Genomic DNA, 17,160 nt, shown 5'->3' with positions numbered 1-17,160 from the left:
GCGGGTTCAGGGAGGTGAGTCATGGCCGCCGAGATGGTCGCTCCGGCGTGGATGCACGAGCAGATCACGGCTGAGCAGTACGACTCCTGGTCCGAGGAGCAGTGCGCGGGCATTGAGATCGTGGACGGGATGGTCGCGGTGAGCCCCAGCGCGTCGAAGCGGCACAACCGACTGGCTCGGATCCTGGCCAACGCCCTGGAAGACGCCGCGGGTCCTGACTGGAACGCCGATACGGACTCCGATGTCCGGCTTCAGGATGTGCCGCTCACCAATCGTCGTCCGGACGTCGTCGTGTACCGGGCGGAAACGATCGACGTCACGCCCACCCGTCCCGAGCATGTGCTGCTGGTCGCCGAGGTCGTGTCGCCCGGTTCGGAAACCACCGACCGCATTGTGAAGGTGGACCAGTACGCCAAGGCGGGCATCGCCTTCTACTGGCGGATCGAGCAGGCGGCCACCGGCGTCCCGCTCGTCTATACCTACGTCCTCGACCCCGCGACCAGGACCTACCGGGAGGGAGACGTGTTCACCGGTGTGGTGAAGGTCGCGGCTCCGTTTCCGGTGCGGGTCGATCTCGGGCAGCTCTGACGGGTCAGCGCACCGCGTAGTCGCCCAGGGACGGCTCCAGCAGATCGAAGACCTTCTCGGCTGAGCGAGTTGCCGCGGTGGCGATTTCCTCGGTGGGGTGGCCCGCGCGGGTGAGGGTCTGGACGTGGTGGAACAGGGTGCGGTGGGCGGCGGTGAGGAGGGCGGCGGCGGCTCGGGGGGTGGGGTCGTCGGGGGTGGCCGCCGTGGCGGTGGTGAGCGCGTCCGCCAGGGCTTCCTCGCGTTGGTCGTGGAGTTCGCGGAGTCTCGCGGTCAGGGTGGGGCTGTCGGCGAGCATGCGGGCGAACTCCGGGCTGGAGAAGCCCACGACGGGGTCGTGACGTTCGACCGCGGCCAGATAGGCGCGGCGCAGCGCGGTCAGGGCGGATTCGCCGGTCGGGCGGTCCTCGACCGTCCGGGCCAGGGCGGTGGTGATGGTCTCGTGGTAGTCGAGGGCCAGGTCTTCCTTGCGCGGGAAGTAGTTCGTGACCGTCATCTTGGCCACCTGGGCGGCCGTCGCGATCTCGGCGATGGTCACTGCCTCGAAGCCGCGCTCCATGAAGAGCCGGGTCGCGGTGTCGGAGATCATCTGGCGCGTCTGCCGCTTCTTCAGCTCGCGCAGTCCTGCTGTCATGGCCCCATCCTCGCATGGACGGGGCTAATATTGTGCTTGACCTAAGTTTGGGTTCGGACTAGTTTTCGGCTCGTCAGCCACTCGGCCACTCAGCCGCCACGAGCCTCCCGAGGAGTGCGTTTGAACCTGCGTTTGATGAGTGTGCACGCCCACCCCGACGACGAGTCCAGCAAGGGCGCGGCCACCCTCGCCAAGTACGCCGCCGAGGGGGTGGAGGTACTCGTGGTCACCTGCACCGGAGGGGAGCGTGGCGATGTGCTCAACCCCGCCATGGACCGGCCCGGTGTGCGGGAGAACCTCGCCGCGATCCGGCGGGACGAGATGGCCGAGGCCCGCCGGATCCTGGGGGTGCGCCAGCGCTTCCTGGGGTTCGTCGACTCGGGGCTCCCGGGGCCGGGCGAGCCGCTGCCCGAGGGCTGCTTCGCGCTCGCGCCGCTGGAGGAGGCGGCCGGGCGGCTGGTGGGGCTGATCCGGAGCTTCCGCCCGCATGTGGTCGTCACGTACGACGAGACCGGCGGCTATCCGCACCCGGACCACATCAGGACCCACCAGGTGACGGTCGCCGCCTTCGACGCGGCGGGGGAGGCGGGCCGCCATCCCGAGGCGGGCGCGCCCTGGCGGCCGCTGAAGCTGTACTACCAGGGCGGCTTGTCGCGGCCCTGGTTCCAGGCCCTGCACGACGCCATGACCGCGCGGGGCATGGACTCGGGCATGCGGGAGGTGCTGGCCGAACTGCCCGAGGCGGGGCTGGAGATCACCACGCGGGTGCCGTGCGCGGAGTACTTCGCGACGAGAGACCGGGCGCTGCTCGCGCATGCCACGCAGATCGACCCGGACACCGGGTTCATGGTTCATGACCGTGACGTCGAGCGCGAGGTCTGGCCCACCGAGGACTACCACCTGGCCCGGTCCCACGTCGCCGTCGATACCGATGCCGACATCGATGTCGCGACTCCCGAGGACGACCTGTTCGCCGGTGTGCGCCGCCCCCGGCGGTCTACGGCGGCGGCAGGTGCCGCAGCTTCTCCGGGTTGCGGACGATGCGGATCTCCGTGATGCGCCCGTCCTCGACCTCCGCACAGACGACCGCGTCCGGGCGGCCCGCGACCGTGAACAGCAGCCCTGGCCGGCCGTTGACGTCCACCGCGTGCGCCTGGGGGTCGTCCATCGGCTGGGCGATGACGGCGGCGAGGAAACGGGCGACCTTGTCCGCGCCCCGCTGCGGGCGGAGGGCGGCCTTCACCTTGCCGCCGCCGTCGCTCCACGCCGTCACATCGGGGGCCAGCAGCTCCATCATCCGGTTCAGGTCGCCGCCGAGGCACGCGGCCAGGAACTCCTCGGTGACCTGCCGCCGCACCTCCGCCGGGGCGTCGTAACGCGGCTTGCGGGCCTGGACATGGGCCCTGGCCCGGCTGCCCACCTGCCGTACGGCCGCCTCGCCGCGGTCCAGCATTCCGGCGATCTCCCGGAAGGAGAAGCCGAAGACCTCCTTGAGCACGAAGACCGCCCGCTCCAGCGGCGACAGGCTCTCCAGGACGACGAGCATGGCGAGCGAGACCGACTCGGCCAGCTCCGCCTCCTCGCCGATGTCCGGCCGGGTGACCAGCGGCTCGGGCAGCCAGGGGCCGACGTACTGCTCGCGGGTGGCGGCGGCCGAGGTGAGCCGGTTGAGCGCGAGGTTGGTGACCGTACGGACCAGATAGCCCGCCGGGTCGCGCACCGGCGTGGACACCTGACTACAGCGCAGCCAGGCGTCCTGCACCACGTCCTCGGCGTCGGCGACGGAGCCGAGCATGCGGTAGGCGATGCCGAACAGCATCCGCCGGTGCTCTTCGAAGGTGGTCGTGTCGATCACGCCCGCGACGGTACCTCGCAGGTGTCCGAGAAGCCCTGGCTGGTCAGGCCGAAGGCGCTGTTGACGCGCGAGCGGTAGTTCTCCAGGCCGACCATGGCGGTGAGTTCGACGAACGCCGCCTCACCGAGCCGCTCGACCAGGGCGGCCGCGAGCTCGTCGGTCACGCGGGGCTCGGTCTCGGTCATCGCCTCGGCGTAGTCCAGGACGAGCAACTCAACATCGGTGAAGGCGTCCTGGTGGTCGCGCCACCGCGGCACCTTGGAGATCTTGTCCATCGGGAGCCCGAGGTTGCCGGCCTCCCAGTGGCCGAAGTCCATGCACCACGAGCAGTTGATCCTGGCCGTCGCGGCCATGACCGCGAGGTGCTTGAGGCCCGGGTCGAGGCGGTTCCACTTGGCGGCGCCGCGCTCGGCCCGGACGTAGGTGAGCAACACCCGCGGATTGTGGCCGGCGGCCAGACCGGGGTCGAGCACCTTGCCGTAGGCGCGCCGGGAGTACCAGGCGCCGATGCGGTTGAGCAGGGTCCTGGGCGGGGTGAGCGGGATACGGGCCATGGCGGGCTCCCCATCGTGTCGCACCTGTGGTGGCAATGGCTGTGGTGGCAATGGCTTTCACAGGTGCGACAGATAAGCCCGCCGGAGTGTGACATCCGGCGGGCACGCGCGCTACGAAGGGCCGGATTCCCGGGCCCTCAGCACTCGATGACGTTCACCGCGAGCCCGTCCCACGCCGTCTCCTTGCACTTGACCTTCATATCGGCGCCCGTCTGCTTCATCGTCTTGATGACCTTGTCGAGGGAGACATGGTGGCGGCCGTCGCCGCGCAGGGCCATCCTCGCGGCGGTGACCGCCTTGACCGAGGCCATGCCGTTGCGCTCGATGCAGGGGATCTGGACCAGGCCGCCGACGGGGTCGCAGGTGAGGCCGAGGTTGTGTGCCATGCCGATCTCGGCGGCGTTCTCCACCGGTTCGGTTGAGCCGCCGAGGACCTCGGCGAGGCCGCCGGCGGCCATGGAGCAGGCGGAGCCGACCTCGCCCTGACCAGCCGACCTCGGCGCCGGAGATCGACGCGTTATCCTTGAAGAGCGTGCCGATGGCCCGCGGCGTGGAGGAATGGTCTCCACGGTCACCAGCGGCGCCGGCGTGCACGTACTGGTCGGTGGCCGAGGGGGTAGCGCCGCCGTCTACCGCCGCCCCGGCTACGCGCCGATGCACGGGCACACCGAGCTGGAGGTGCCTCCGTGTGGCAAGGCGCCGTTGTCGCCGACCGTTTCGGCATGGCGGGTCGACTCAGGGCGCGCATGTGGATCTGGCGTGCGCACGCGGCGGGCCGCCGGGGTCGCCATGCTGGAGAGCCTTGGTGGTGGACACCAGAAATCCCGGAAAGTGGAAATACCGAAGAGAGGCAGCCCTCTCATGGACTACGAGACGTTCATCAGCACCGTCTCCCAGCGCTCCGGCCTCCCGCGCGAGCAGGCGGAGGCCTTTACCCACGCCACCCTGGCGACCCTGGCCGAACGGATCACCAGGGGCGAGGCGGACGACCTTGCCTCGGAGCTGCCCAAGGCGCTCAAGGAGTCTCTCGTGTCTCCGACCCCGGAGGCGGAGGGCTTCGGGCTCGACGAGTTCGTCAACAGGGTGAGCACGCGGGCCCGGACCAGTCCGGAAGTCGCCCGGGAAGGCGCGGCAGCGGTGCTGAGCACCGTCCGGGAGGCGGTCAGCGGCGGTGAGTTCCGTCATGTCCTGTCGCAGTTGCCGAAGGAGTTCGAGGAACTCATCCACACTCCGGCCTGACCCGCCGTGCGGCCATGACAACAGACGCGACCGCCGAACAGATCGGCTTCGCCGATCTGCGGCTGCGCCCTGAGTTGCTGCGGGCACTCACGGGGCTGGGCTACGAGGAGCCGACCCCGATCCAGCGCGAGGCCATCCCTCCGCTGCTGGACGGCCGCGATCTGCTGGGCCAGGCCGCCACGGGAACCGGGAAAACCGCCGCGTTCGCCCTGCCGGTGCTTCAGCGCATCAGCCAGGACGGCGGTGGGGCAAAGCCGTCGGCCCTGGTCCTGGTGCCCACCCGTGAGCTGGCCATGCAGGCGTCGGAGGCCCTCCATCGCTACGGGCACGACCTGGGCACCCGGGTCCTGCCCGTCTACGGCGGGCAGCCCATCGGGCGGCAGTTGCGCGCCCTGGAGCGCGGCGTCGACGTGGTCGTGGCGACACCGGGCCGGGCGCTCGACCACATCGGACGCGGGACGCTGCGGCTCGACAGCCTGGAGACACTGGTGCTGGACGAGGCCGACGAAATGCTCGACATGGGCTTCGCCGAGGACATCGACGCGATACTCGAGGACACACCGGCGGATCGCCAGACCGTGCTCTTCTCCGCGACGATGCCGACGCGCATCGACGCCATGGCCCGGCGCCATCTGCGCGATCCGGTACGCATCCAGATCGAGCGGGAGAAGCCGGCCTTCGGTGAGACGCCCAAGGTGCGGCAGTCCGCATACGTCGTGGCACGGGCGCAGAAACCCGCCGCGCTCGGTCGGGTGCTGGACGTGGAATCGCCGGGGGCCACCATCGTCTTCTGCCGGACGCGGGACCAGGTCGATCAGCTCACCGAAACGCTCAACGGACGTGGATACCGCGCCGAGGCACTGCACGGCGGAATGAACCAGGAACAGCGGGACCGGGTCATGGGTCGGGTGCGCGGCGGCACCGCGGACCTGCTGGTCGCCACCGATGTGGCCGCCCGCGGGCTGGACATCGAGCAGCTCACCCATGTGGTCAACTACGACGTGCCCTCCGCGCCGGAGTCCTATGTCCACCGGATCGGCCGGGTCGGGCGGGCCGGGCGGGAGGGCGTCGCCATCACGCTGGCCGAGCCCCGGGAACATCGGATGCTCAAGGCGATCGAGCGGACGACCCGGCGGCAGATCCGCGTGGAGAAGGTGCCGACCGTCGCCGATCTGCGCGCCCGCCGGCTGGAACTGACCCGAGCGGCACTGCAGGAGTCCATCGTCGAGGACGATCTCGACCGCTTCCGAGTGGTGGTGGAGACCCTCGCGGACGAGTTCGACGTGATGGATGTGGCGCTGGCCGCGGTCAAGCTGGCGCATGAGGCAGGGGGCGCGGCGGTCGACGAGGAGGAGATTCCCGAAGTCGCCCTCCGCGGCGGACGCGGGGACCGTGAGGGGCGCGGCGGACCGGGCCGCGGCCCGTGGGGAACCAGGGCGCCCGCGGAGGGCATGACGCGCTTGTTCATCGGGGCCGGGCGCAGCGCGGGCATCCGGCCACAGGATCTGGTGGGCGCCATCGCCGGGGAGTCCCGGCTGAGCGGGCGGGACATCGGCTCGATCGAGATCGCCGACCGCTTCTCCCTGGTGGAGGTCCCCGCCTCCGCGGTCAATGAGGTGATCCGGGCGTTGCGCGGCACCACCCTCAAGGGCCGGAAGCCGATCGTCCGGCGGGAGCGCGACCGGGCGGGCTGACCCGCGGCGCCGCACCCGGGAGTTACCTTCGGACGGGCTCAAGCGCTGGTGAGGTACGGTGCGTTCTCGGTTCAGGACCACCGCGGCAGCCTCTTCGCGTGGTGTACGCCGTGTCGTTCAGCCTCACCGTCGTGCGTAACCATCTCTCACGCGCTGTCCGCCGGTCACGCCGGGTGGTGGAGGGCGGCCGCCACCGCGGTCCTGATCAGGCCCGGGTGGGGCCTTACGGCGGCACCCTCGACGAGTACGGTCGGCGTGGCGCTCACCCCGCGTTCGGCCGCCCTGGCGGTGACGTACGGAGGCCAGTCCAGATGAACACCGTCGCGCACGCACGCGGCGAAGGCGTCGTTCAGCCCGACCCGCAGGCCGAGCGCGATCAGCTCCTCATCACTGAGCCCGGGCCCGCCCTCCGGCGGCTGGTTGTCGAAGAGTGTGTAGAGGTACTCCATGAATGCCCCGCCGTCGGAGGCGCAGCCCGAGGCGGCCGAGGCGCGGGTGGAGTACCGGCTGGTCGACATGGCGTCCAGGAAGGCCATCGGGTGATAGACCAACGTCACCTGCCCCTCGGTGACCATGGCATCGAGCAGCGGCCCCGATGACTTCTCGAACATCCGGCAGAAGGGGCACTGGAAGTCGATATACGCGTCGATGATCACTGGGCCGTTGCCGACCGCGATGCCATCGCCTTCCTGGGGCGCGTGAGCCGGCACCCGAGCCGGGAGTGGCGTCTGCGGCTGCATGCGGGTTCTCCTCGCTGCCGGAAAACGGCGGTGGGGCGGCGGATGTCCCGCTCTTTAGCGCCCTCGGAGTACCCGCATTTCAGTACATAACGCGCAACGGATACCGAGGGGCGTGACGGAGCGGGTCGCGACGGGCGACCCGCCCCTCGGCCCGTTATGCGGCCGACCTCGCGGTCCACCGCCCACGGTCAGTCGGCGGCGCTCTTCAGGAGGTCCTTCGTCCGGTCGACGAGTGAGGCGAACGGCCCCACCACCCACTGAGCCGCGGGGGACCCGGCCGCCCCCGGGTGCGGGTGCGTCGGGGCGATCTTCTCCGTCATCTGCAGCTTCGTTCCCATGCTCCGGCGCTTGTCCTCGGAGCAGTCCCGCAGGATCGCGGGGAACTCCTCCCGCTCCTCGTGCTCGGCGTGGTCGATGACCGCCTTCTCGAGTCCGGCCAGCCTGCTGTCGAATTCGGCAGTCGAGACGTCCATCTTCTCGAGCTCGACGAGAACCTTGCTCGCTTCCTTCTCCTCGTTGTTGCGGGCGCTGGCCTCCTGCTCACCGGCTGTTTCCTTCGCGACCGGGCGCAGAATCATCTCCTCGCCGGTCTCATGCACCGCCAGCAGGGCCCGCAACTCGTCAAAGGCCTGCTGCTTGTGCTTGCCCTCGGCGCCCTTCACATCCGAGAACAGCTCACGGATGCGTGCGTGCTGCTCGAGCAGAATGGCCACCACATCACCCTTCGGCAGCTTCGCTGCCTCCGCACGTTCGGTCTGCGCAGTGCTCATGACGCTGTCCTCCGCATTTCGGTGGATGTCAGCTCATAGGGTGACCAGAATCGGGCGGCGGAAACCGGTGTGCCACCTGATGGGTTTCCTCAGCACTCGATGACGTTCACCGCGAGCCCGCCCCGCGCCGTCTCCTTGTACTTGACCTTCATGTCCGCGCCCGTCTGCTTCATCGTCTTGATGACCTTGTCGAGGGAGACATGGTGGCGGCCGTCGCCGCGCAGGGCCATCCTCGCGGCGGTGACCGCCTTGACCGAGGCCATGCCGTTGCGCTCGATGCAGGGGATCTGGACCAGGCCGCCGACGGGGTCGCAGGTGAGGCCGAGGTTGTGCTCCATGCCGATCTCGGCGGCGTTCTCCACCTGTTCCGCGGAGCCGCCGAGGACCTCGGCGAGGCCACCGGCGGCCATCGAGCAGGCGGAGCCCACCTCGCCCTGGCAGCCGACCTCGGCGCCGGAGATCGAGGCGTTCTCCTTGAAGAGCATGCCGATGGCGCCCGCGGCGAGGAGGAAGCGGATGACGCCCTCCTCATCGGCGCCCGGGACGAAGCGGGTGTAGTAGTGCAGAACGGCGGGGATGATGCCCGCCGCGCCGTTGGTGGGGGCGGTGACCACGCGGCCGCCCGCCGCGTTCTCCTCGTTGACCGCCATGGCGTAGAGGGTGATCCACTCCATGGCGCGGGCGCCCGGGTCGCCCTCGGAGCGCAGGGCGCGGGCGGCGGTGGCGGCGCGGCGGCGGACCTTGAGGCCGCCGGGCAGGATGCCCTCCTGGGACATGCCGCGGGCCACGCACGCCTCCATGACCTGCCAGATCTCCAGCAGCCCGGCGCGGATCTCCGGTTCCGTGCGCCACGCCTTCTCGTTCTCCAGCATCAGGGCCGAGATGGACAGGCCCGTCTCCTGGGAGAGCCGCAGCAGCTCGTCACCGGTGCGGAAGGGGTGGGTGAGGACGGTGTCGTCGAGCTTGATGCGGTCCTCGCCGACCGCGTCCTCGTCCACCACGAAGCCGCCGCCGACCGAGTAGTACGTCTTCTCCAACAGCGGATGGCCCTCGGCGTCGTACGCGCACAGCGTCATGCCGTTGGCGTGGTACGGCAGCGAGCGGCGGCGGTGCAGGATCAGCTGGGAGGAGTCGTCGAAGTCGATCTCGTGGCCGGGACCGATCTCGGCGCCGAGCAGCCGCAGCCGCTTGGTGGTGCGGATGCGCTCCACCTCGCCGTCGGCCGCATCGACGTCGACGGTGCGCGGGGAGTTGCCCTCGAGGCCCAGCAGCACGGCCTTCGGGGTGCCGTGGCCATGACCGGTGGCGCCCAGGGAGCCGAAGAGCTCGGCCCGGACGGACGCGGTGTGGGCCAGCAGACCCTCGTTCTTCAGCCGGCGGACGAACATCCGCGCGGCCCGCATCGGGCCGACCGTGTGCGAACTGGACGGGCCGATGCCGATCGAGAAGAGGTCGAATACGGAAATGGCCACCGGGGGACTCCTTCGTCTGCACGCCGGGGGAAGCGTGTGCCCGCCGGGGAAGCGTGCGGGCCGTGCGTGGGGTGGTGCGGGCCGTGCGTGGGTTGGTGCGGGGTGGTGCGGCGGGGGCGCGCCAGGGCGGACGCGCCCCCGGGTCCGGGTTGCTCCGGGTTGCTCCGGCTTACTTGGACAGATGCGCGTACAGCGGGTGCTTGTCGGCCAGTGCGGTGACCCGGGCCTTCAGCGCCTCCGCGTCGTACGACGGCTTGAGCGTCTCCGCGATCACGTCGGCGACCTCGCGGAAGTCCTCCGCGGTGAAGCCGCGGGTGGCCAGCGCCGGGGTGCCGATGCGCAGACCCGAGGTGACCATCGGGGGGCGCGGGTCGTTCGGGATCGCGTTGCGATTGACCGTGATGCCGACCTCGTGCAGCCGGTCCTCGGCCTGCCGCCCGTCCAGCTCGGAGTCGCGCAGGTCGACCAGGACCAGATGGACATCGGTGCCGCCGGAGAGGACGGCGACGCCCACCTCCCGGACATCGGCCTGGGTCAGCCGCTCGGCGAGGATCCTGGCGCCCTCCAGCGTGCGCTCCTGGCGCTCCTTGAACGCCGAACTCGCCGCCACCTTGAAGGACACCGCCTTCGCCGCGACCACATGCTCCAGCGGACCGCCCTGCTGACCGGGGAAGACCGCCGAGTTGATCTTCTTGGCCAGGTCGGCGGTGGAGAGGATCACGCCACCGCGCGGACCGCCCAGGGTCTTGTGGGTGGTGGTGGTCACCACATGGGCGTGCGGTACGGGCGAGGGGTGCAGCCCGGCCGCCACCAGACCCGCGAAGTGGGCCATGTCGACCATCAGGTACGCGCCGACCTCGTCCGCGATCCGGCGGAAGGCGGCGAAGTCCAGCTGGCGCGGGTACGCCGACCAGCCCGCGATCACCAGCTTGGGGCGGTGCTCCTTGGCCAGCCGCTCGACCTCGTCCATGTCGACCAGACCGGTCTCGGCGTCCACGTGGTAGGGCACCACGTTGTAGAGCTTGCCGGAGAAGTTGATCTTCATGCCGTGGGTCAGATGGCCGCCGTGCGCCAGGTTCAGCCCCAGGATGGTGTCGCCGGGGGAGAGCAGGGCGAACATCGCGGCCGCGTTGGCCTGGGCGCCCGAGTGCGGCTGGACGTTCGCCGCCTCGGCGCCGAAGAGCTCCTTCACCCGGTCGATGGCGATCTGCTCGACCACGTCGACGTGCTCACAGCCGCCGTAGTAGCGGCGGCCGGGGTAGCCCTCGGCGTACTTGTTGGTCAGGACCGAGCCCTGGGCCTCCATGACCGCCGACGGAGCGAAGTTCTCCGAGGCGATCATCTCCAGGGTGGACTGCTGGCGGTGGAGTTCGGCGTCGACAGCAGCGGCGACGTCCGGGTCGAGCTCGTGCAGGGAGCTGTTCAGAAGCGACATCGAGGGTCCCGATCGAATAAGGAGGGTCAGTTTTCGGCGAAGGCGGTGTACTCGTCGGCGGAGAGCAGGTCCTCCGGCTCGCTCGTCACCCTCACCTTGAACAGCCAGCCGCCCTCGAAGGGGGCGGAATTCACCAGCGCCGGATCGTTCACCACGTCCTCGTTGATCTCGGTGACCTCACCGGAGACCGGCGTGTACAGATCGCTGACCGACTTGGTGGACTCCAGCTCACCGCAGGTGTCACCGGCGGAGACCGTGGAGCCGACGTCCGGGAGCTGGACATAGACGACATCGCCGAGCGCGTTGGCCGCGAATTCGGTGATGCCGATCGTCGACACGCCGTCCTCGCCGGCGGCCGACAGCCACTCGTGCTCCTTGCTGTACCGCAGCTGCTGGGGGTTGCTCATGGTCCGATTCTCCTGGATACGGGGGAGTGCTTGGGAAACGGGTCTTAGCTGGTGGGATGCGACGCCGAGGGGATACGACGCCGAGGGGGCGTGATGGGCCGGGGCCCTGCTCGGGCCCGGAGAGGCCCGGCGACGGGCCGGAGCACCGCTCGCGCCCGGAGAAACGTCAGCGCTCGCGCTTGTAGAAGGGGAGCGCCACGACCTCGTACGGCTCCCGGGCACCGCGGATGTCCACGAAGACCCCTTCGGTGCCGGGCTTCGCGTACTCCGGGTCCACGTACGCCATCGCGATCGGCTTGCCCAGCGTCGGGGAGGGCGCGCCCGAGGTGACCTGGCCGATCGCCGAGCCGTCGGCGGCCACCACGGCGTATCCGGCGCGCGGCACCCGGCGGCCTGAAGCGATCAGGCCGACCAGGGTGCGCGGGGGGACGGTGTCCGCCTGGTGGGACGCGGCCTCCAGGGCCTCGCGGCCGACGAAGTCGCCCGGCTTGTCGAACTTCACCACCCGGCCGAGCCCCGCGTCGAAGGGGGTGGTGTCGGTGGTCAGCTCATGCCCGTACAGCGGCATGCCCGCCTCGAGCCGCAGGGTGTCCCGGCAGGAGAGACCGCAGGGGACCAGGCCCACCGGGGCCCCGGCCTCGGTCAGCGCCTCCCAGACCCGCTCGGCGTCGTCCGGCGCCAGGAACAGCTCGAAGCCGTCCTCGCCCGTGTAGCCGGTGCGGGCGATCATGGCGGGGACGCCCGCGACGGTGCCCGGCAGCCCGGCGTAGTACTTCAGCCCGTCCAGGTCCGCGTCGGTCAGGCGCTTCAGGATCCCCGGGGACTCGGGGCCCTGGACGGCGAGCAGCGCGTAGGCGTCGCGGTCGTCCCTCACGGTCGCCTCGAAACCGCCGGCCCGCCCGGTCAGCGCGTCCAGCACCACCTGGGCGTTGGCGGCGTTGGCCACGACCAGGAACTCCTCGTCGCCGAGGCGGTAGACGATCAGGTCGTCCAGGATGCCGCCCTCGTCGTCGCAGATCATGGTGTAGCGGGCACGGCCCACGGCGAGCGCGGACAGCCGGCCGACCAGCGCGTGGTCCAGGGCCTCCCCGGCCTGCGGACCGATGAGAGAGATCTCACCCATGTGGGAGAGGTCGAAGAGCCCGGCGCGGGTGCGCACCGCGGTGTGCTCGTCGCGCTCGCTGCCGTAGCGCAGCGGCATGTCCCAGCCGGCGAAGTCGGTCATGGTGGCGCCGAGCGCGCGGTGCCGCGCGTCCAGCGCGGTACGGCGTGGGGTGGGCGGGGCGTCGGTCACGATTCAGGCTCCAGAGATCGGGGTCGCGCGACGGCGAGGACGGACGGCAAGGACGCGTGCGTCCTCCCCATCTGTCATCGGAACCTGAGAGGTTCGCCGTGACGCCCGTAAGGGGCCCGGCTTGCACCTTGGGTGGAGCCGCGCCCGCGCGGCCCGCTTTTCAGATCTGCCTCGTCCGTGCGGTATCGGGGCCTGAGAGATTCAAGGGAGGACTTGCTCCTTCGGCGCCCTGGACACCCGGCACGGATGCCGGTGACCAAGGACTCTCCCGCGCGGATTCAAGCGGCCGGTATGGAGTTGCGCGGACATCATCGCATGTATGGCCGAGAAGGGAAGCCCCGATCCGACCGGGCTCCGGCCGCCCGGACAGGGGCAGCCTTGCCCGACATTACCTTTTCTTGACACTCTGCGGGTACGAGCAGCGTTGACCGACCTGGGAGGACGATCACGGTGCATGGGCAGGGAACGTACGCGACGACACAGAGGCTCCTGCCGGCGCGGCGTGGCCGCATCCCCTCCGGGTCGACGGCACGCCCCGGTCGGAGAAGCGCGGTGCGCGATCTGCGCGCCGGGGCGGAGGGCGGCGGCGCGGACCCGCGTGAGCTGCGCTTTCCGGCAGGGGATGTGCTGGTCGCCTCCGGGCTGCCGGGCAGCGGCAAGAGCACGCTGATCAACCGCACGGTGCCGCTTCTGGACGAGACGGGCGCGGTCGTCATCAGGGTCGACTCGCAGAACACCCGCGAGGCATGGGAGCGCCGGCTGCCCGGCTGGCTGCCGTACGCGCTCTACCGCCCGCTGGTCCGGTACGCCCACTACGCCGGGCTGCACCGGGCGCTGCGCTCGGGCGCGAGCGTCGTGGTGCACGACTGCGGCGCGCTGCCGTGGGTGCGCCGCTGGCTGGCGCGGGACGTGCGGCGCCGGGGCCGTGGCCTCCATATGGTGCTGCTGGACGTGGGCGCCACGGAGGCGCTGGAGGGCCAGGCCGCGCGTGGCCGCGGGGTCTCCGCCTACGCCTTCGGGCGGCATCTGCGCGCGATGCGGCGGCTGATCACCGGGATGGAGGAGGGGCGGCCGCCGCGGGGGTGCGCGTCGGCGGTGCTGCTGGACCGGCGAGGCGCGAGCGCGCTGCGCTGCATCTCCTTCGAGTGAGCACGCCGCTCCCTCGGGAGTGGCCGGAAATCGGCCATCGGCATCACACAGCGTGACGAGGGCGGGTCCGGGCGAGGTGGGGAAGTGCTGTGGAGATCGCCGCCGACCCCTCCGGCCCCGGGCCGCCCAGCGGTTAGGGTGCTTCGGGCAGGTCGGACGAGATGGCGGTTGGACGAAGATGAGCTTCCCGGAGCAGTACGGAGTGGCCCCGGCGCACGGAGGATTCCCGGACGGCGGATATGCCGCGCATTCGGCGTTTCCCGGCAATGAGCTCGAAGAGGTGATGGCCGCCTCCGTCGACGTCCCCGGGGCCGGAGCGCGCATCGTCGAGACGCTCTCCCGCAGCCACCTCTGGATCCCGCTGCCCAACGGCGGGGGCCCGGGCAGCCCGAGCCTCGATCTGCCCACGATGGAGATCGACGGCGGCGCGTATGTCCCGGTGTTCAGCTCCGAGCAGCAGTTCCTCCAGCTCGTCGGCCCCCATATGTCCTTCACCATCGCCCCGGCCGTGGAGTTCGCCCGCGGGCTGCCGCCCCAGCTCGGCATCGCGGTGAACCCCGGTGGCGCGGTGGTCGTACCGCTGCCTCCGCCCGCCGTCCGGGAGTTGTGCCGCGCCGGGCGTACCGAGCTCGACGGCCCGGCCGCCGGTGGCCGGGTGCGGCTCTTCGAACCGGACTGGCAGGACGAGCCGGTGGACTTCCTGGCCGCCGCCGGGATCGAGTTCGCCAAGGGCACCGGGGTGCGGACCGCCCGGCGCGCCCTGGCCAGCGTCGAGGGCGACGAGCCGGCGCTCTTCGTCGGGGTGCAGCTCGACGAGCCCGACCCCGAGGGGCAGGCGCGCGCGGTGGAGGCGCTCGGCCGCGCCCTCGGTTCGGTGCCGGTGCCGTGGAAGGTTCAGCTGGTGCTGCTGGACGTGGCGCAGGGCGATCCGGTGGCCGACTGGATGCTGGGACGGGTGCGTCCGTTCTACGACCGTGACCTCTGACTCGCCCCTGGGTCCGCTGCCGGGGCCCGTAAGCTGGTTTGATGACCAGGAGGGGTGCGGGCACGCTCCCCGGTGAGGTGTGGGCAAGGCGATGAGAAGGGGCGGACCCAGGTGAGCGCGGGCGCGGATTGGGGGGCGGCGGCCGGCCAGGTTGAGCGAGCGTTGCAACAGGTCGCTCCCGGCCGGTACGACGCCTACGAGGCGCTGCTGCACGCCATCGGTGAGGGCCAGGTCTGGATGCTGCTGTGGCACGGTGCGCCCGGCTCGCCCGACGCCCAGTACGGGAACATGGACGTGGACGGCCTCGGTTACGCCCCGTGTGTGACCTCGGCGCAGGAACTGGCCGCCAGTGGCTGGAACCGCGCGCACGAGGTGGCCGACGGACGCCTCATCGCCGACTCGCTCTACCGCGACCGCTACGGCCTCTGGCTCAACCCCCACGCCCGCGGCGGTGGAGTGGGCATCCCCTGGCCGGACTTGCGCCGGATCGCGGGCGGTCTGGACCGGCTGCCCGCCGGGCCGCTGCGGCTGACCGAACCCGCCATCGACATCCCCCAGTTCTACGCCCTGTTGGGGCAGAACGCGCATCGCACCGCCGCGGTGCGCTCGTTGCGGCGCGCCTGGGTGCAGCCCTCGCTGGGCGCCCCGTACTTGGCGATCGGCCTGGATCTGTACGACACCGGAGCGGCGGCGGTGCAGTCGGTGCGGGTGATGATGGAGCAGTCGATCACCGCCGTGCCGGACGGGCTGCCGGTCTCCACGGTCGCGCTCTCGGACGAGTACGACCCCGTCGCCATGTGGATGCGGGCCAACGCCCGCCCGTTCTTCGACCGTGACGCCTATGGCGCCGCGCCCGCCGCGCCGCCGTCGTACGGCTACGGCTATCCGCCGCCGCGTCCCGCGTACTGAGCCACCCCGTCCCGCGTACCGGGCCACCCCGTCCCACGTATCGAGCCACCGGATCCCGCCGCGTACCGAGCCGCGCACCGATTGACGGGATTGCCCGACCGGCCTTCCGCCCCAATCGGGCCGAACACCTCATTACGGGCGCGATGTTACTGCTGCGTTCTCGTGTCGCGACCGTCCGTATAGCGGAGCGGTACTCCTCACATCACGGTTAGGCATCCATTGCCCGGGAGTACTGGCGGGTGATCACAAACGCGTTGAAGACTCCCGCTCCAAGGGGTGCGGTTCCTGCGTACGACCCCTTCCAGAAGGGTTCCGTACCAGAACGCGACTTTCACCCAGGTTGTGAACAAAGCCGCTACAGCGGCGAGTCGTGGGCCGGTCACCACCGGTCGAGAGGGGTCTCCACCACGATGACGGCACCATTGCACGGCACGAGCACGGACAGCGATCCGGTCGCGACTGCCGATGTAGCGGCGGATGTGGTCAAAGCGTCCGTCGAAGGCAGATCGCTGCGGCAGATCGCCTGGTCGCGCCTGAAGCGGGACAAGCTCGCACTGACGGGTGGCATCGTTGTCGTCTTCCTCGTGCTGGTGGCGATCTTCGCTCCGCTCATCGTGAGTCTGCTCGGGCATCCGCCCAATGAGTTCCACCAGGAGGAGATCGACCCGCTGTTCGGCACCCCGAAGGGGTCCATGGGCGGCATCAGCTCGGACTTCCTGTTCGGTGTGGAGCCGTCCAACGGCCGCGACGTCTTCAGCCGGGTCATCTACGGCGCCCGGATCTCGCTGCTGGTGGCCTTCCTCGCGGCGGTGGTCGCGGTGGTCCTCGGCACCATTTTCGGCATCATCGCCGGGTACTTCGGCGGCTGGGTGGACTCGCTGATCAGCCGGGTGATGGACATGCTGCTGGCCTTCCCGCAGCTGCTCTTCATCATCTCCCTGGTCTCCGTGCTCCCCAACGACCTGCTGGGACTGACCGGCAGCGGGGTGCGCATCGCGATCCTGGTCTCGGTCATCGGCTTCTTCGGCTGGCCGTACGTCGGCCGCATCGTGCGCGGCCAGACGCTGTCGCTGCGCGAGAAGGAGTACATCGAGGCCGCGCGGAGTCTGGGCGCCGGCCGGCGCTACATCCTCTTCCGTGAGTTGCTGCCCAACCTGGTGGCGCCGATCACCGTCTACACGACGCTGATGATCCCCACCAACATCCTCACCGAGGCCGCGCTCAGCTTCCTCGGCGCGGGCGTGAAGCCGCCCACCGCCTCTTGGGGGCAGATGCTCTCCAAGGCGGTCGGCACCTATGAGGACGACCCGATGTTCATGATCATCCCGGGTGTGGCGATCTTCGTCACGGTGCTGGCCTTCAACCTCTTCGGTGACGGCGTCCGCGACGCACTGGACCCGAAGGGCACCCGATGACGGTGCGGCACACGGCCGCCCGG

Annotated in this window: 17 protein-coding genes, 1 pseudogene and 1 riboswitch; of the genes and pseudogenes, 8 read left to right on the top strand and 10 right to left on the bottom strand. The window is 70.5% G+C overall.

Going from position 1 to position 17,160, the window contains the following annotated elements:
- Positions 1–21 precede the first annotated feature (21 nt).
- On the top strand, positions 22–588 hold the full coding sequence (locus KHP12_RS18540) for a Uma2 family endonuclease (RefSeq protein ID WP_211833183.1): 567 nt from the start codon (positions 22–24) through the stop codon (positions 586–588).
- 4 nt (positions 589–592) lie between these two features.
- On the opposite strand, the gene KHP12_RS18535 is transcribed toward KHP12_RS18540, so the two are convergent.
- Complete coding sequence (locus KHP12_RS18535; protein ID WP_210609911.1) at positions 593–1,219, bottom strand: TetR/AcrR family transcriptional regulator; 627 nt, start codon at positions 1,217–1,219, stop codon at positions 593–595.
- A gap of 135 nt (positions 1,220–1,354) precedes the next feature.
- Here KHP12_RS18535 and mca point away from each other — a divergent pair, with 135 nt between their 5' ends.
- Positions 1,355–2,275: a mycothiol conjugate amidase Mca gene (gene mca / locus KHP12_RS18530; protein WP_246643604.1), complete on the top strand. Its 921-nt coding sequence runs from the start codon at positions 1,355–1,357 to the stop codon at positions 2,273–2,275.
- Here the strand turns inward: mca and KHP12_RS18525 are convergent.
- From KHP12_RS18525 to KHP12_RS18515, 3 genes and pseudogenes are all read right to left on the bottom strand, one after another.
- Positions 2,217–3,074, bottom strand: a complete 858-nt coding sequence (locus tag KHP12_RS18525; RefSeq protein WP_086884150.1) for an RNA polymerase sigma-70 factor — start codon at positions 3,072–3,074, stop codon at positions 2,217–2,219. The two genes, mca and KHP12_RS18525, sit on opposite strands and share 59 nt — an antisense overlap.
- A complete protein-coding gene (locus KHP12_RS18520; RefSeq protein ID WP_086884151.1) occupies positions 3,071–3,628 on the bottom strand; it encodes a carboxymuconolactone decarboxylase family protein in 558 nt (185 codons plus the stop codon). Before KHP12_RS18520 ends, KHP12_RS18525 begins: the two co-directional genes overlap by 4 nt.
- A gap of 137 nt (positions 3,629–3,765) precedes the next feature.
- Positions 3,766–4,171 (bottom strand): annotated as a pseudogene (locus tag KHP12_RS18515) (L-serine ammonia-lyase, iron-sulfur-dependent, subunit alpha); the annotation flags it as partial.
- Positions 4,172–4,489: 318 nt separating this feature from the next.
- Between KHP12_RS18515 and KHP12_RS18510 the strand changes: the two are divergent.
- Both KHP12_RS18510 and KHP12_RS18505 read left to right on the top strand, forming a co-directional pair.
- Positions 4,490–4,867 (top strand): DUF2267 domain-containing protein, encoded by a 378-nt coding sequence (locus KHP12_RS18510; protein ID WP_086884152.1) that lies wholly within the window; start codon positions 4,490–4,492, stop codon positions 4,865–4,867.
- A 14-nt stretch (positions 4,868–4,881) separates the two neighbouring features.
- Positions 4,882–6,561, top strand: coding sequence for a DEAD/DEAH box helicase (locus KHP12_RS18505; RefSeq protein ID WP_211833181.1), 1,680 nt, complete (start codon positions 4,882–4,884; stop codon positions 6,559–6,561).
- A 164-nt stretch (positions 6,562–6,725) separates the two neighbouring features.
- Here the strand turns inward: KHP12_RS18505 and KHP12_RS18500 are convergent, their stop codons facing one another.
- The 6 genes from KHP12_RS18500 to gcvT form a co-directional block, all read right to left on the bottom strand.
- Positions 6,726–7,301 carry a DsbA family protein gene (locus KHP12_RS18500; RefSeq protein ID WP_086881471.1) on the bottom strand — a complete coding sequence of 192 codons (576 nt, stop codon included), beginning with the start codon at positions 7,299–7,301 and terminating at the stop codon, positions 6,726–6,728.
- 188 nt (positions 7,302–7,489) lie between these two features.
- Positions 7,490–8,071 (bottom strand): hemerythrin domain-containing protein, encoded by a 582-nt coding sequence (locus tag KHP12_RS18495; protein ID WP_086881470.1) that lies wholly within the window; start codon positions 8,069–8,071, stop codon positions 7,490–7,492.
- 89 nt (positions 8,072–8,160) lie between these two features.
- Complete coding sequence (locus KHP12_RS18490; RefSeq protein WP_086881469.1) at positions 8,161–9,543, bottom strand: L-serine ammonia-lyase; 1,383 nt, start codon at positions 9,541–9,543, stop codon at positions 8,161–8,163.
- A gap of 169 nt (positions 9,544–9,712) precedes the next feature.
- Positions 9,713–10,978, bottom strand: a complete 1,266-nt coding sequence (gene glyA / locus KHP12_RS18485; RefSeq protein ID WP_037960868.1) for a serine hydroxymethyltransferase — start codon at positions 10,976–10,978, stop codon at positions 9,713–9,715.
- A gap of 26 nt (positions 10,979–11,004) precedes the next feature.
- Entirely contained in the window at positions 11,005–11,385 is a 381-nt protein-coding gene (gene gcvH / locus KHP12_RS18480; protein WP_020868267.1) for a glycine cleavage system protein GcvH, read from the bottom strand.
- Between the two features lie 166 nt (positions 11,386–11,551).
- Positions 11,552–12,679, bottom strand: coding sequence for a glycine cleavage system aminomethyltransferase GcvT (gcvT, locus tag KHP12_RS18475; RefSeq protein ID WP_086885105.1), 1,128 nt, complete (start codon positions 12,677–12,679; stop codon positions 11,552–11,554).
- Between the two features lie 170 nt (positions 12,680–12,849).
- A riboswitch (glycine riboswitch) is annotated at positions 12,850–12,960 on the bottom strand.
- Positions 12,961–13,123: 163 nt separating this feature from the next.
- On the opposite strand from gcvT, the gene KHP12_RS18470 reads away from it, so the two are divergent.
- The 4 genes from KHP12_RS18470 (at position 13,124) to KHP12_RS18455 (ending at position 17,137) form a co-directional block, all read left to right on the top strand.
- A complete protein-coding gene (locus tag KHP12_RS18470; RefSeq protein ID WP_372455307.1) occupies positions 13,124–13,828 on the top strand; it encodes an AAA family ATPase in 705 nt (234 codons plus the stop codon).
- A 178-nt stretch (positions 13,829–14,006) separates the two neighbouring features.
- Positions 14,007–14,813: an enhanced serine sensitivity protein SseB gene (locus KHP12_RS18465; protein ID WP_372455204.1), complete on the top strand. Its 807-nt coding sequence runs from the start codon at positions 14,007–14,009 to the stop codon at positions 14,811–14,813.
- A gap of 111 nt (positions 14,814–14,924) precedes the next feature.
- A complete protein-coding gene (locus KHP12_RS18460) occupies positions 14,925–15,722 on the top strand; it encodes an enhanced serine sensitivity protein SseB C-terminal domain-containing protein (protein ID WP_037960859.1) in 798 nt (265 codons plus the stop codon).
- Positions 15,723–16,132: 410 nt separating this feature from the next.
- The gene (locus tag KHP12_RS18455; protein WP_037960857.1) at positions 16,133–17,137 is read left to right on the top strand and encodes an ABC transporter permease; all 1,005 of its coding nucleotides are present in this window, start codon (positions 16,133–16,135) and stop codon (positions 17,135–17,137) included.
- The last annotated feature ends 23 nt before the right edge of the window (positions 17,138–17,160 follow it).

The sequence above is a fragment of the Streptomyces asiaticus genome (assembly GCF_018138715.1).
Taxonomy (GTDB): domain Bacteria; phylum Actinomycetota; class Actinomycetes; order Streptomycetales; family Streptomycetaceae; genus Streptomyces; species Streptomyces asiaticus.
This window is presented reverse-complemented; position numbering and strand designations above follow the sequence as displayed.

Coding starts and splice junctions, on each gene's coding strand:
- KHP12_RS18540 (WP_211833183.1), top strand. CDS start 22: ATGGCCGCCGAGATGGTCGCTCCGGCGTGGATGCACGAGCAGATCACG.
- KHP12_RS18535 (WP_210609911.1), bottom strand. CDS start 1,219: ATGACAGCAGGACTGCGCGAGCTGAAGAAGCGGCAGACGCGCCAGATG.
- mca (WP_246643604.1), top strand. CDS start 1,355: ATGAGTGTGCACGCCCACCCCGACGACGAGTCCAGCAAGGGCGCGGCC.
- KHP12_RS18520 (WP_086884151.1), bottom strand. CDS start 3,628: ATGGCCCGTATCCCGCTCACCCCGCCCAGGACCCTGCTCAACCGCATC.
- KHP12_RS18510 (WP_086884152.1), top strand. CDS start 4,490: ATGGACTACGAGACGTTCATCAGCACCGTCTCCCAGCGCTCCGGCCTC.
- KHP12_RS18505 (WP_211833181.1), top strand. CDS start 4,882: ATGACAACAGACGCGACCGCCGAACAGATCGGCTTCGCCGATCTGCGG.
- KHP12_RS18500 (WP_086881471.1), bottom strand. CDS start 7,301: ATGCAGCCGCAGACGCCACTCCCGGCTCGGGTGCCGGCTCACGCGCCC.
- KHP12_RS18495 (WP_086881470.1), bottom strand. CDS start 8,071: ATGAGCACTGCGCAGACCGAACGTGCGGAGGCAGCGAAGCTGCCGAAG.
- glyA (WP_037960868.1), bottom strand. CDS start 10,978: ATGTCGCTTCTGAACAGCTCCCTGCACGAGCTCGACCCGGACGTCGCC.
- gcvH (WP_020868267.1), bottom strand. CDS start 11,385: ATGAGCAACCCCCAGCAGCTGCGGTACAGCAAGGAGCACGAGTGGCTG.
- KHP12_RS18465 (WP_372455204.1), top strand. CDS start 14,007: ATGAGCTTCCCGGAGCAGTACGGAGTGGCCCCGGCGCACGGAGGATTC.
- KHP12_RS18455 (WP_037960857.1), top strand. CDS start 16,133: ATGACGGCACCATTGCACGGCACGAGCACGGACAGCGATCCGGTCGCG.